This is a genomic window from Jeotgalibacillus sp. ET6 (genome assembly GCF_029667115.1).
Taxonomy (GTDB): Bacteria; Bacillota; Bacilli; order Bacillales; family Jeotgalibacillaceae; genus Jeotgalibacillus.
In genome coordinates, this window is record NZ_JARUIU010000003.1 from 63,576 (window position 1) to 76,653 (window position 13,078).

Annotated in this window: 17 protein-coding genes; 6 read left to right on the forward strand and 11 right to left on the reverse strand. The window is 43.5% G+C overall.

Translation table 11 applies throughout. From position 1 onward, the window contains the following. Positions 1–38 precede the first annotated feature (38 nt). Positions 39–536, reverse strand: coding sequence for a GNAT family N-acetyltransferase (locus P6709_RS09045; RefSeq protein WP_278240594.1), 498 nt, complete (start codon positions 534–536; stop codon positions 39–41). A 155-nt stretch (positions 537–691) separates the two neighbouring features. Here P6709_RS09045 and P6709_RS09050 point away from each other — a divergent pair, with 155 nt between their 5' ends. The 3 genes from P6709_RS09050 to P6709_RS09060 all read left to right on the forward strand — a co-directional run bounded on the left by P6709_RS09050 (position 692) and on the right by P6709_RS09060 (position 2,809). Further along, positions 692–1,000, forward strand: coding sequence for a DUF3243 domain-containing protein (locus P6709_RS09050; RefSeq protein ID WP_278240595.1), 309 nt, complete (start codon positions 692–694; stop codon positions 998–1,000). A gap of 297 nt (positions 1,001–1,297) precedes the next feature. Further along, complete coding sequence (locus P6709_RS09055; RefSeq protein ID WP_278240596.1) at positions 1,298–1,606, forward strand: PadR family transcriptional regulator; 309 nt, start codon at positions 1,298–1,300, stop codon at positions 1,604–1,606. Positions 1,607–1,621: 15 nt separating this feature from the next. After that, entirely contained in the window at positions 1,622–2,809 is a 1,188-nt protein-coding gene (locus tag P6709_RS09060) for a chromate transporter (protein WP_278240597.1), read from the forward strand. 114 nt (positions 2,810–2,923) lie between these two features. On the opposite strand, the gene P6709_RS09065 is transcribed toward P6709_RS09060, so the two are convergent. Together P6709_RS09065 and P6709_RS09070 are read right to left on the reverse strand one after the other, a co-directional pair. After that, complete coding sequence (locus tag P6709_RS09065) at positions 2,924–3,559, reverse strand: YtxH domain-containing protein (protein WP_278240598.1); 636 nt, start codon at positions 3,557–3,559, stop codon at positions 2,924–2,926. A 72-nt stretch (positions 3,560–3,631) separates the two neighbouring features. Further along, the gene (locus tag P6709_RS09070) at positions 3,632–4,351 is read right to left on the reverse strand and encodes a GNAT family N-acetyltransferase (RefSeq protein ID WP_278240599.1); all 720 of its coding nucleotides are present in this window, start codon (positions 4,349–4,351) and stop codon (positions 3,632–3,634) included. 77 nt (positions 4,352–4,428) lie between these two features. On the opposite strand from P6709_RS09070, the gene P6709_RS09075 reads away from it, so the two are divergent. After that, complete coding sequence (locus P6709_RS09075; protein WP_278240600.1) at positions 4,429–4,929, forward strand: metallophosphoesterase family protein; 501 nt, start codon at positions 4,429–4,431, stop codon at positions 4,927–4,929. Positions 4,930–5,118: 189 nt separating this feature from the next. Beyond that, a complete protein-coding gene (locus P6709_RS09080; protein ID WP_278240601.1) occupies positions 5,119–6,078 on the forward strand; it encodes a D-2-hydroxyacid dehydrogenase in 960 nt (319 codons plus the stop codon). A 538-nt stretch (positions 6,079–6,616) separates the two neighbouring features. On the opposite strand, the gene P6709_RS09085 is transcribed toward P6709_RS09080, so the two are convergent. From P6709_RS09085 to P6709_RS09095, 3 genes are read right to left on the reverse strand one after another with little or no spacing between them, the layout of a single operon-like run. Then, on the reverse strand, positions 6,617–7,102 hold the full coding sequence (locus P6709_RS09085; protein WP_278240602.1) for a GNAT family N-acetyltransferase: 486 nt from the start codon (positions 7,100–7,102) through the stop codon (positions 6,617–6,619). 34 nt (positions 7,103–7,136) lie between these two features. After that, complete coding sequence (locus P6709_RS09090) at positions 7,137–7,598, reverse strand: alpha/beta hydrolase (protein ID WP_278240603.1); 462 nt, start codon at positions 7,596–7,598, stop codon at positions 7,137–7,139. 54 nt (positions 7,599–7,652) lie between these two features. Continuing rightward, positions 7,653–8,081 (reverse strand): TPR end-of-group domain-containing protein, encoded by a 429-nt coding sequence (locus tag P6709_RS09095; RefSeq protein ID WP_278240604.1) that lies wholly within the window; start codon positions 8,079–8,081, stop codon positions 7,653–7,655. A 170-nt stretch (positions 8,082–8,251) separates the two neighbouring features. Here P6709_RS09095 and P6709_RS09100 point away from each other — a divergent pair, with 170 nt between their 5' ends. Beyond that, on the forward strand, positions 8,252–9,136 hold the full coding sequence (locus P6709_RS09100) for an EamA family transporter (RefSeq protein ID WP_278240605.1): 885 nt from the start codon (positions 8,252–8,254) through the stop codon (positions 9,134–9,136). Between the two features lie 218 nt (positions 9,137–9,354). Here the strand turns inward: P6709_RS09100 and P6709_RS09105 are convergent, their stop codons facing one another. The 5 genes from P6709_RS09105 to P6709_RS09125 all read right to left on the reverse strand — a co-directional run bounded on the left by P6709_RS09105 (position 9,355) and on the right by P6709_RS09125 (position 13,070). Next, a complete protein-coding gene (locus tag P6709_RS09105) occupies positions 9,355–10,344 on the reverse strand; it encodes a Gfo/Idh/MocA family protein (RefSeq protein WP_278240606.1) in 990 nt (329 codons plus the stop codon). Between the two features lie 88 nt (positions 10,345–10,432). Then, on the reverse strand, positions 10,433–10,924 hold the full coding sequence (locus P6709_RS09110; RefSeq protein ID WP_278240607.1) for a GNAT family N-acetyltransferase: 492 nt from the start codon (positions 10,922–10,924) through the stop codon (positions 10,433–10,435). A gap of 29 nt (positions 10,925–10,953) precedes the next feature. Next, a complete protein-coding gene (locus P6709_RS09115; RefSeq protein WP_278240608.1) occupies positions 10,954–11,598 on the reverse strand; it encodes a pyridoxamine 5'-phosphate oxidase family protein in 645 nt (214 codons plus the stop codon). A 15-nt stretch (positions 11,599–11,613) separates the two neighbouring features. Further along, positions 11,614–12,339 (reverse strand): MOSC domain-containing protein, encoded by a 726-nt coding sequence (locus P6709_RS09120; protein WP_278240609.1) that lies wholly within the window; start codon positions 12,337–12,339, stop codon positions 11,614–11,616. A gap of 56 nt (positions 12,340–12,395) precedes the next feature. Continuing rightward, positions 12,396–13,070 (reverse strand): VOC family protein, encoded by a 675-nt coding sequence (locus P6709_RS09125; RefSeq protein WP_278240610.1) that lies wholly within the window; start codon positions 13,068–13,070, stop codon positions 12,396–12,398. Positions 13,071–13,078: the final 8 nt, after the last annotated feature.

The following is a 13,078-nucleotide window of genomic DNA, read 5'->3' on the forward strand; positions in this document are numbered from 1 at the left end:
ACATAGCAATAATCAGGCATGGGAACAAGAATTTGGTTTTAGTTCATTTCGAGTTTCATATATTCTTCATCAATATAAACTCCATTTAGTTTAAGCGCCTTTTTTTCCAGGCCAAATGGTTTAAATCCCAGCGAAGTGTATAACCTTTTCGCATTTGCATTGGATTCCACTACAGTCAACAGCACCTGTTCCACTTCCTTTATTTCACCCGCTTGTTGAATCGCTTTTTCTATTAGCTTTCTGCCAATTCCTTTTTGTCTATATTGAGGATCCACGTACATTGCCACAATATCTGATTTATGCCGGAGTTTTTCCTTTTTCTGTGGAATAAGTGTAACGGTCCCCACAAGTTTTTCATCAACCCATTCACCAAATGTGAAAAATCCGGGGAGCTCCAAACGCGTTTGAAATGCTTCGATGGATAATTCCTTTTCTTCTTCGTAGCTGGCTGCAAAAGCTTCTGGATTTCGCAGAAGAGCCTGCAGTCTTAACTCTCTGTACTCTTTTGCGTGCTGGCCGGTAAGCTGAATAATCATCGTATCTACCTTTCTCCTAATCAGTTTATTGAATTATAAAGTACTTTCCTTTATGAAGATATTACACTTTTTAGAGCACATCGTCAGGTTTTGTTTTTAGCATGCCGGGTAACCATAAAATGTAACCAAAAATAGAAATATCAGGAGGTTTTATCATGAGTATCGAAAATAAAGTAGAAAAAGAGATTCAACAGACTGATAATGAAAAAAAAGAAGATATCCTTCAGAATTTTGACCGCTTTAAAAACTATCTCGGCGACCAGGTGTCTAAAGGTGAAAAGCTTGGATTAGGCGAAGAATCACTCGCTAAAGGTGCAGAAAAAGTTGGAGACTACTTATCCAAAAACGAAGATCCACGCAATCGCGAGGAAAAACTTCTTCAAGAGCTATGGAAAGTGGGAGACAAAGATCAGCGCCATCAGCTTGCGCATCTGCTTGTCCGTTTAGCACAGACTACTAATTAATCGATGCAGCCAAAGAATAGAGGGTGACCCTGTATCTGCTTATTTGCAGATGCAGGGTCACTTTTTTTGCGTGAGTTTATCGTCCACTTTCCGGGTACCTCCTCTTGATGAATGCTGCAGCACTCCTTAAAACGTTTTAAAAAGACATTCACTTACAGCGCTGCAGCTTCTTCTAGAGTGAAAAGTTAAGAATTCGTAAAGATTCCTCCAGACGCTTCACAGTTACAACCCTCCCTGCTAAACTTCAATGTAGAAGTTCGATATCGATTTTCAATATTAAGGAAGAGGAGATTCTATTTGGAGGATAAAGTATTACGCAAACTATTTCTTGGTTTTATCCAGATTCATATTTTGCATCATGCCAAAGAAGAACCCATTTATGGCGCGTGGATGGTACAGGAACTCCAGGAGCATGGGTATACCATGTCATCCGGCACCCTCTACCCTATTTTACATGCCATGGAAAAGGATGGTTTAGTCACAAAACACGAGAAGGTGACTGATGGAAAGATACGCAAATATTATTCTGCTACCATTAAGGGAATTAAAGTACTGGAAGAAGCAAGGGTTAAAGCAAGCGAACTTATAAAGGAAATAAATGATTAAGGTTAGGAGACGATTATGAAAGAACGAGTAACTTTTCAAACACTTATTCAACTTTTACTTATATCAACCAGGCTCGGTCTTACGTCGTTTGGAGGACCTGTCGCCCATTTAGGCTATTTTCATGAGGAATATGTCCGCCGTAGAAAATGGATCGATGAAAAAACGTACGCAGATCTTGTGGCCTTGTGTCAATTTCTCCCTGGACCAGCAAGCAGTCAGGTCGGAATCGGGATTGGTGTTCTCCGTGCCGGTACAATTGGAGGCATTGTTTCGTTTATCGGATTTACTCTCCCATCGGTGCTGGTCCTTATTTTATTTGCTCTGGCCGTGCAGGGCTTTGATGCCAGTAATGCAGGATGGCTGCAGGGCTTGAAAATAGTGGCTGTGGCTGTTGTTGCTCATGCCATTCTGGGAATGGCCAAAAATCTTACACCGGATTTAAACCGCAAAGCGATCGCGCTGCTCGCACTGACAGTCACCCTTCTCTGGCAAACAACGTATTCACAAATCCTTGTGATTCTACTCGCCGGGTTGATCGGCTGGCTTTTATTTAAAGGGCAGCCAGCTGAGGAAAAAAAGTCATTTTCTTTCCCGATTTCAAAGAAGTTTGGGGCTGCTTGTCTTGTCTTGTTTTTCGGATTACTTCTCCTTCTGCCGATCTTGAGAGAAGCCACTCAATGGGGCTGGATGGCTATGTTCGACAGCTTTTACCGGGCCGGCTCGCTTGTTTTTGGCGGAGGCCATGTTGTTCTTCCCCTTCTCGAACGTGAATTTGTCCCGTCCGGCTGGATCAGCCAGGAAGATTTTCTTGCAGGATACGGTGCAGCGCAGGCAGTACCCGGTCCTCTATTTACTTTTGCAGCCTACTTAGGCGCTGTAATGGATGGCTGGTCCGGAGGGCTGCTTGCAACATTCGCTATTTTTCTTCCTGCCTTTTTATTGATTCTCGGCACTCTTCCATTTTGGAATCAGCTGCGGCAGAATTCCTCTATTAAAGGAGCGTTGACAGGTGTGAATGCTGCAGTAGTGGGCATTTTAATATCAGCCTTTTACTTCCCAATCTGGACAAGCTCAATTGTGGAACCTGTTGACTTTGCTTTTGCAGCGATTTTGTTCAGCATGCTCGTTTTCTGGAAGCTGCCACCTTGGGTAATCGTTTTAAGCGGTGCAGTTGGCGGCACTATTATCTCCTACCTTATGTAATTGCAGAAGAATTTTGGGGATACAGATGAGTATAAATGAATGCAAAAAAGTCATTTTTTCTCCATACGCCATAAAAAAACCACCTGCCAGCTGGCCAGGTGGTTTCTTCTTGTATTATTTTCTTCTTGTGCGGTTTCCAGGAATATCTCCTTTTGGAGAAGCAGCTACCGTATCTGCACTTTTAGGATTTAATGTAGCCGTGCCTGTGCCAGCTGACGATCCAGTGTTAGCAGAACCCGACTGGCTGTTGGCAGAGCGGTTTTGGTTAGAAGAAGCCGAATTAGTTGAAGAAGAAGATAAGCTGTCGTTGCTGTCTCCTGTTACTTCACTGCCTGCTTCTGCTACCTGGCTGCCAATATCTTTAACGCCTTCGGTTGTTTCTTTCGCAGTTGAGACGATATCAGAAGCACTTTCTCTGATTTCGTCCACTTGAGGAAGAACATCCTCGTTCACTCGTTCATATAAGCTCTGAGCATCACTCATCGCATTTTTTAATACGCTTGCAGCAGATTTTAACCGATCCTGCAGATCATGTTTAATCTCTGAAGGATTATCTTTTACTTTGGTGACAAGGCCTACAGTTGAATCCTTTACGCCCCTGCCTCCGGAAGCGACAGATTTGCGTGTTGTAGAATCAAGCATTGTGACTGCTCCACCAATCACCGCTCCAATTAAAACACCTTTAAGCAATTTGCTGTTCTTTTCCTCTGTGTTTGTGCTCGTTGTATTATATTGTTGAGTTTGTGCCATGGTAAAGCCTCCTATAAAATTAATTTAATGTGTTAATCTTGTAGTTCCCCGCTTTACCAAAATATAAACTTTTTAATTTTTCTCTTTCAGTCTTGCAAACACAATCCAATCACCCAGTTCGGTCTGATCCAGCCATATACCTACGTACCCTTTTTTGAGAAAATCCTTATGACGGCTGGTTTTATCCAGTCTAATATAAATATAAGACGATGTATCGACCGGAAAGTCATTTACCAGATGTTTGTAAAATATATATCGACTAATTCCTTCATATTTCTCCTTCATCTGCACAATCATAAGACCCTGAGAAAATTTGTCTTTTATTGACGGAACATTTAAAGGGGAAACCGTGCAGCAAAGATGAGTAAAAAAGTCGTTCGTATATTTTAATTGCTGCATGAGCACTTTGGCCAAGGTCTGCTGAAGATGGTTGCCGCGGTAATCTGTATGTACTAAGGAGATCTCCTGATGAACCACCTTCATCCGCTCATAGTAAGGCAATTCAAGGTCATGTCCTATATTTTCACTGTCTTCACCAGGATAGAGCAGTGCTCTTGCACCGATTAAGTGTTCATTCACAAATGCACCCAGCATGATTCCGCCCTCAGACAGTATGTACAGAAGCTCATCCTTCGTAAGCGGCTGCAGCATGTCAGGGTTTTCCAAGCCTTCCGAAATTTCTTTCTGCAAATCAAAAAATAGTCTCTCATCTTCCTGTTCAAGCTGTCTTACAGTAAATGGTTGAACTGTATCTGTTGGCTGATGTGTTAATTCTCCCTGAAATAGGTGCATACATTCGGATCTCCTTTATGTCGTTTCAATTCTATTGATACAATAGTTTAACATGTAATGTGAATGGAGTGAACAAAATGAATATCATTGTCGTTTCTGATACGCATATGCCCAGAATGGCTAAAACGTTCCCGCCCTCTCTTGAATCTTATCTGCAGAAGGCAGACGCAATCATTCATGCCGGTGATTGGCAAACTGCTGCAATAGCCGATGAATTAAATAAATTCGCCCCACTTTACGGAGTGACAGGCAATGTGGATGAACCGCCGCTTCACGAGCGATTTGAAAAGGTGATAAGGCTAACCTTTGGCAGCTTGACGATAGGCGTCACTCACGGAGATGGAAAAGGGAAAACAACAGAACAGCGGGCAATGGATCAATTTAAAGATGCGAACCCCGATCTCCTCATTTTCGGCCACTCTCATATTCCCGTTAAGAAAAAGGTGAATGGCACTGTTTTATTCAATCCCGGTTCGCCGACGGATAAACGAAAGCAAAAGCAATTTTCTTTTGGACATCTACAAATATCCGAAGATCAGTGGTCAATAGAGCATGTTTATTTCGATTCTAAAACTTGAAACCATTCAGAGTATCTCCATACCAATCATTCGCTTTTGATAACTGGTTTTCCTCTATTTGCTTCAAAGGTACATGGATCGGTCCGCTTATTTTAACAGGAACAGGGAATATACCTAAAGATCAGGTCCTCCTCATCAAATCGGAGTATTTGATAAAATGAAAACAGCTGCCTAAAGGAGGAAATGGTTATGTCTAAACGAACATTGATTATTACCCAAAACCTATCATCCAATCTTGAGGAACAAGTACATACTCTTTTGCCTGACTGGAACATTATTACCGGCAAGGATTCATCAAGCTGGAAACTGCATCTTCAGGAGGCTGAGATCATCGCCGGCTGGAAAAAAGAAATGGATGAGCTTCTAACGGAGGATTCCAGTCTTAAGTGGCTGCAATCCTGGAGCGCCGGAGTGGATAACTTATCCCTGGAAGCGTTTGAAAAACGCAATCAGCTTGTAACGAGCGCAAACGGAGTGCATGCGAACCCAATTTCGGAAACGATTTTTGCCATGATGCTTGGTTTAACACGCCTCATCCACACGTATGTTAAACAACAGCAATCCAAAACCTGGCACCATGCGGGACTCGGTCTTGAAATGCACGGGAAAACGCTGGGACTGCTTGGCGCCGGAGCAATCGGGAAAGAAACAGCAAAGATTGCTAAAGCATTCGGTATGAAAGTCATTGGATTTAGAAGAAGCGGGAAAGAAGAAGAATATTTTGATACCATGATCCCCATGACTGAATTGACCAGTGCTCTGCCCGAGTGTGACTACGTCGTCAACACATTGCCGCTTACAAAAGAAACAACAGGGTTTTTTAGTACTGAACAGTTTGAATCAATGAAGGAATCTGCCTTTTTTATAAATATCGGAAGAGGCGAAACAGTGAATGAAAAGGCGCTCATTAAAGCCCTGCAGGAAAATAAAATAGCAGGTGCAGGCCTGGATGTGTTTGAGCAGGAGCCCCTTGAAGAAAACAATCCCCTGTGGGAAATGGATCAGGTCATTATCACACCGCACACTTCAGGCGCGACAGAATATTATAACCAGCGTGTAATAGAAGATATCTTTATACCAAACCTTAAAGACTACTTGCAGGACCGAAAGCCCTCTATAAATCTGGTTGATTTTAATAAGGGATACTAGTTTTACAGGTTAAAGCATTAGACCGGTTCATTTCCACTGCGGGACATTTCCCACAAACGTGGAGGTGAACCGGTCGTTTTAAATGTGACTGACTCATAATTAGCTTGTTTTCTTCAATATAGTTCGTATTTCTACCCTTTATAACGCAGAAGTCTCCCCTTCCATTTTGAATGCATACACTAGTAAAAAGTGATTCCATGGAGGTTTTACATGTGCAAAACCCGTCCAATTGGTATATGCCTTCACCCTTCCCCTACCCATATGCACCGTGGATGCAGCCAGTAAATCCATACGGTCAATTTGATCCCGTAAGTCAGCAGTATCAATCCTTTATTCCGCTTTATGCTCAGGCTTTTCCTTTTTATAATCCAGGTGATCCGAAATTTCAGGGATGCAGGAGCCGCTGCACACTTTTAGGATTAACACCCGGCACGCCTTCCTGGTCCAATTGCGTTCAGAGCTGCATGCGCTTTTAAATGTTATCTGTGCTGCGGATATACAAGCGAAAGGCTGCCCCCTGCTGCGTTATTTCATCACATCAACCGGCTTCGATCGAATAAAGCGCTTGCTCTGCTCCAAACCTGGTTACTATCTTTTCAAGCTTCATACCTGATTTCTCCAGCAATTTGCAGGAGGATACATTGGCCGTTTGTGTTTCAGCTACAATTTTTTTCAGCTTTAATTCAGTAAAGGCATAGTTTATTGCGAACAAAACCGTCTCTTTGGCGAACCCTTTCCCCCACCACTCAGGCAAAAACTGATAGGAAAGTTCAAAATCATGTCCATCGTGGTGCGGATCGAGGGAGAGGGTCCCCATAAACCGGTCTGTACGTTTCTCTCTTACCACCCAGCAGAAAATGGGTTTACGTAAAAGAACCATTTTGTTTATTTCTTCCTGAACGGAATCTGCCTCGCGCACTCCGCCAAGATATTTTCTCACTTCCTGATTGCTGTACAATGCTTTTATTTCTTCAGCATCTGGTATACGAACCTCTATTAATCTGCATCTTCGTGTTTCAAACACTTACGCTCAACTCCCTGGAATTTAATGATCTACTTCATCGTTCATCAAACTTTTTTTTATTTTGAATGAAAGCAACAGCCTCTGCCACATCCTTCGCAAAATCCTCCGGAAGGGCATGACCCATCCCTTTTTTAATCACAAGTTGGCAGGGAATGCCCTGTTCCTCAAGCTTTTTTTGCAACTCGACTGTTTGTTTTAAAAAAGGGTCCTTGTCCCCCGTGATTAAGCAGCCTCTTAAACCCTCAATTTGTCCTTCAGGCAGCATGGAATGTTCAAGGTCTTCATCTCTAATTACCGGAATTACAGCGATAAACCCATCAACATCAGGCAGACGCCCTTTTAAACACAGCTCCAGCGCCAGGGAGCCCCCTTGAGACGCACCCGCGACGATCCTGTTTTGCGCAGTGTACTTTTCCTGAAATTCTTTGTAAGCAGATGTGACTTCACGTGAAGCCCTTTCTTTATCATCCCAGCAGTAGGCATGCAGACCAAACACCTGAGAGGATTGGGGAAATCCAAAGACGCACTCTGCCTCCGTCTTTTCATCCAGCTAAAATGAAGAAAAATCCTCCGCATTTCCCCCTCTCCAGTGGAGCGGAAAAATACTTGTATCCGCTTTCTGGCTGCCGAAAACAAAAAGCTTTGGTTTTGCATCCTGTGTGTGTTCTTCAAAGAGCTTTGTACACTGTGAAATGATTTCGGTAAATTCTTTTTTATCATGAAGGGGCAGTAAATCCTTATCATGTTTTAACATTTGGGGATGCCACCAGATCCCCGTTTGAAGTGCTTCCTGAAGGACTGATATGGCTGCATCATACTCATGCTGACTGGCGAAGGCACACGCTCTCCATAAGCAGATTTTTTCCATCCGCTCAGGAAAGTCCTGCCCTGTTTGAAGCAAAAGTCTATGAAATTCCTGCAGCTTTCCTTGTTTAAAATAGTCAAAAAGCTCCTGTCGACGGTCAGAAAATGTTTTCATCAGCAATCTGCCACTCCCTCTTCTTTTCCTAAATCATACTAGTAAAGAAGAATTAAATGTTAAAATATTCTTACTAGATTGATAGCATGTTCTTCAAGGCTGGTTTTCAGTTAAATTTTTTCGACTGAAAAATAAATCACTATGATGACTAAAAAGCAAAGAGGGATAAGATGAAGGGAAATTTTTCTGCCGTGCTCGTTTTACTTGCAGCTGTTTTATGGGGGACTACAGGGACTGCTCAGTCATTCGCGCCCGAAGGCACTCACCCTGTGGTATTCGGCACCATCCGCCTTGCCATCGGCGGGGTGTTTTTATTGGTTTATGTACGATTGAAGGGAAAATGGACGATACGAAATTGGCCGTTTAAAACGGTTTTTCTCGCCGCAGTATGCATGGCTTTTTATCAGCCTTTCTTTTTTTCGGCCGTGAGCATAACCGGGATCGCAATAGGGACTGTCATTGCAATTGGAAGCGCTCCTGTCATTGCAGGTTTGCTGGAATGGACGTTTTACAGGCGGACTCCTCAAAGAAGCTGGTGGGCCGCTACCGTCTTAGCCATTGGAGGCTGCGTTTTACTATTCGCCAATCCGGATTCTATTCAGGTGGATCCGTTAGGGATCGGACTTGCTCTTGGGGCAGGAGCCTCTTTTGCTGGATACACCATTGTAAGTAAGCAGCTGCTTCTATCTCATTCGCCAGATACCGTCGTGGCATTTGTATTTACTCTCAGTGCGCTGCTTTTACTACCGCTTTTACTCGTGTATGACCTTAGCTGGATTACTCAGTTGAACGGTCTCGCATCCAGTATATACATCGGTATTTTTGCTACAGCAATTGCCTATTTGCTTTTTGCAGCCGGCTTAAGAAATATCCAAGCCTCCACCGCTGTTACATTGTCGCTTGCTGAACCACTGACAGCTGCTCTTCTTGGCGTTTTTCTTGTAGGAGAGTCACTTTCAATGCTTTCGTGGCTAGGCGTCGGTTTGCTCTTCAGTGCCATTTTGGTTTTAAGCCTGAAAACAACATCTTCGGCATCACCTGCAAATACATACTAAAACGTATAACTGGATCAGCTGTAAAAAAATTAGGTAAAAAAATTTCAAATTGAAGGTTGCGTACCGAGCAACCGTCCCTGCGGAAAGCTTCGGCCTGAAGCACAGCGAACCGGTCAAAGATCTTGAGACACTTCTGTCCCAGTATCTTTGACCGGTTCATTTCCCTGCTGGCCCATGATTCTGACCATGACTTTATTAAGAAATCATTTGATTTTTAGTTATGTAGAGCTTTTGCTTGGCTTCAGGTTGGATTGACTGGCAAGTTCATTTACCCGGGTCAGCTGAATCATATCTTCTCTCGTAATGGATGGCTGGATGCCGTGAAGAATTTCATTTACCCATTGCTGCATGGCGCTGGGCAGGTCAGCAGGCAAAGAAGGAGAGGAGATCCATTCACCATTATTAACCAGGCTGCTTTTATACCGCACATCTTCATCCTGTATAAGATAGACCCCTTCTGTTCCATGCAGTTCAAGGGCAAAATAGCCGCCTGATATAAATCCTGTTTCAATCACACCGAGTGCTCCGCTTGCATACTCAGCCAGCACCACTGCCTGATCATCCACTTCGTCGTTGAAAAGATGACTATATCTGGCACTGACATTTTTCACTTCACCTGCAAGCCGGTTTGTCAGATAAATAGGATGTGCCCCTAAATCAATCAGCGCTCCTCCTCCTGTGCCCTCTTTCTTTAGAAAATGGTCCGGAAGCCAGCCGTTTGGACTGCCATCAAAAGGAACGGCTCCATTATGTGCTGTTCTGCAGCGAATCATCGTTAGTTTTCCGAGAAGCCCCTCATCCAGCACCTCCTGAGCGTGTAAATAATAACCTGCAGTGAGTCTGGGAAGAGAGAGCATGAGTGAAACATTCGCTTCATCAACAGCTTCAAAGATTCTCCTGCACTCCTCCACAGTGAGTCCGAGCACCTTCTCACTGAAAATATGCTTGCCATAAGAGGCAGCTTTCGTAATAATCCTTTCGTGATCACTCGTTGGTGTGTCCACAATGACAGCATGAATCGTTTGATCTGCTAAAAGCGCATCCAGATCCTTTTCAAAACGGACATTCAGTTCCTCTGCCCATTTTTCACCGCGTGCCTGATCTTCATCCCATACAGCCTGTACCTTGATCATAGGGTTTTCCATCGCTTCTTTTGCGTAATCGTCTGCATGTACATGCCATCTGCTTACTAGTGCTATGTTTAGCATTTTACGTCCTCCTCTGATGTTTTTCTGTTTGTATTTGCAGTTTCCTATTCTATTATTCTTTCAAAACATAGAAAGATGACTCATGGAATTATTGTATCTTCAACTTTCTCACCATTGTAACGGATGTCCCGCTTACTCCCTGCTTAACAAATCCTGCTTTTTCGTAGAGTTTCACAGCCGGTTCATTTTCGGGATCCACACTTAATGACAGTCCCCTATAGCCTTGCTTTTGGGCTGACAGGATCATGGTATCTAACAGAGCTCTGCCTGCCCCCTTTCCTCTGGCCTGCTTTATTACTGCCATTCCGATTTCAGGTATGCTTTCATCAACGAAGCCATACCCCGGATCCTCTTTTGAAAACACTCGGTGCCAGATGGCTCCAGCGGGCCTATTCTGCTCGTCCACTGCCAGAAGTACTGCGTCTCCCTGCCTTCCCCAGTTTTCAATATACTTTTTGATTCCCTCTTTTTCTAAAAGCTCATCTACCGGGGGTTTGTTAGGGGAAATATAAATAGATTCATAGAGCATCTCTCTTAAAAAAGGAAACTCTTCTTTTTTCAAACTGCGAACGGTATACATGGATGCTCACCTTTCATACGATGCGCCTTTTAATAAAGCCGGTTTAAATAGCCATCTTCTAACCTTTGTTTCATTTGTTCCGTTGTGTGATCCTCTATCTTTGCGTGCTCGATTATCATTTTCGCAGCCGATGGAAGCTCCTGCCCGGCTGGCCAGCTATCCGGATCCCATAGCCCAGAGCGCCTGAACGCCTTTGCACAATGAATAAAGCATTCTTCCACTTCCACAGCAATCGCCAGGAGCGGCTCTTTTCCTTTGAAAGCCAATTGGGAAAGGATTTCTTCATCCTGAATGAGCTGGGCTTTCCCGTTAACCCGAAGCGTTTCTCCCAGACCCGGAATAAAAAAGAGGAGGCCGATACCTGGATTGATCAGGAGATTTCTCATAGAATCAACCCGTTTATTTCCCGGCCGTTCTGGAATGATGAGCGTTTTTTCATTTAAAACATGCACAAATCCAGGGAAATCCCCCCGTGGAGAAGCGTCACATCTCCCTTTTTCATCCGATGTGGACATGACTAAAAAGGGAGACTTTGAAATAAAGGTACGGCAATGCCGGTCAATAGCTGGTATCACCTTGTTTTTAGCGAGCTTGCCTGGTTCGCCTATAATGGCTTCAAGCTGCCGGATGGTGGTGACTTTTTTATCAAATGACAAATCTTGATCTTTATTCATAGACTGTTTCACTTCCTATTCTTTCAGGCGGATTTCATCACCCATGCGGATTTCGCCGCTTTGAATCACGGATGCATAAACCCCAAACTGGTTATTTCTTTCTTTTGCTACGGCAGCTAATAAGGAGGGATCTTTTTCAGCGCTATCAGGATGAACCGTGATGATCATACATCTCGTACAGGTCGACGTTACGTGGATCTCCACCTGTTTGCCTATCACAAGCGTTTTTCCCAGCCAATTTTCTTCACTGTATGGCTGGTCCTGCAGCAACTCAATCACGAGGTTGGGACGAAACCTTCTGCCGTCCACATTCCCTCCCCTGACCTTTGAAAGCTCATTCAGCGATGAGCTCGTGATCATAAGCAAGTGTGCTTCTTCAATCGCTCCTAATGGAACATGGCCGGGAGAATAGCGTACAAGACTCAGCGGACGGCCGGATAAAGCTTCAAGATCCTTCTGAATTACAGGGTCTCCCCATTGCTTTATTTCACCATCCGGCTGAGTAATAGTAAGCGGAGGAAAAGCATCTAAGGATTCTGCACCTGAAAATGCTGCTTTATATTGAGCCATTTGCCGGCATTGAGTAATGGTCAAAAACTTATCTTCTCTTGATTCATCTTTAAATGCGTGGCTTCGATCTCCATATAAACCATAATCCATGACTTGAGTTTTGTTCACACTTTCTCCCTGAAATGATTTTACCGGATAGCGGGTAATTTCCTTCACGTGTCCAATTAACAAAGCAACCACCCTCTCCTGAACTGCGATGATATTTCATAATATGTGACGGAGGCTGGTTAGTAACCATTTATATTTTTGATTAAAATATCCCCGGAACTGTCAAGCTCTACTCTTTTCATTTGATTGACCTCTATGGCTACCGGGTGAATCTCTGCCTGATGTGTGGAGAAATACCATGTGCGTTCAGGCGGCCCGAGTAAAATAAATGCTTCTCCTTCTCCTACAAAATTCAGCTCCTGCGGATGAATCGTTTTCTCTTCTCCTAGAATCCCTTCTTTTTTTAACTCTTCCGCTGCCTTTAAGACCTGATGCGTTGTGAGGTTGATTTCGCTGATATTCAGAAGCTGGTCTGCCGAAAAAGAGTTTACAGTCTCACTTTTGTTCCCGCTGCGGCCAATAAACTCGATAATGTTTCCGCATGGATCTTCAAAATAAAAAGAATCAGCATCAAACGCTCTGAAATATACTTCGTCTTCTCCATTTTCCTTATTCAGCTCCACCTTTGAACGAATCCACTCCTTCGCAGGGTGAAAATAACGAGCAGGAATATTAAAAGCAAAATGATAAAAAGGATTTCCACTTTTCTGTATGAACATTAGCTCGCTCGTTCCCGCCCTCACAGAAAATCTTTCCCTATCCTGCTCTATTACGGAAAATCCAAGTGTTTCTAAATAGAACGCTTTCAATTTCTTCAGATCACCCGTATAGATTTCCACTTTCGAGATTTCCACGCTTTTTT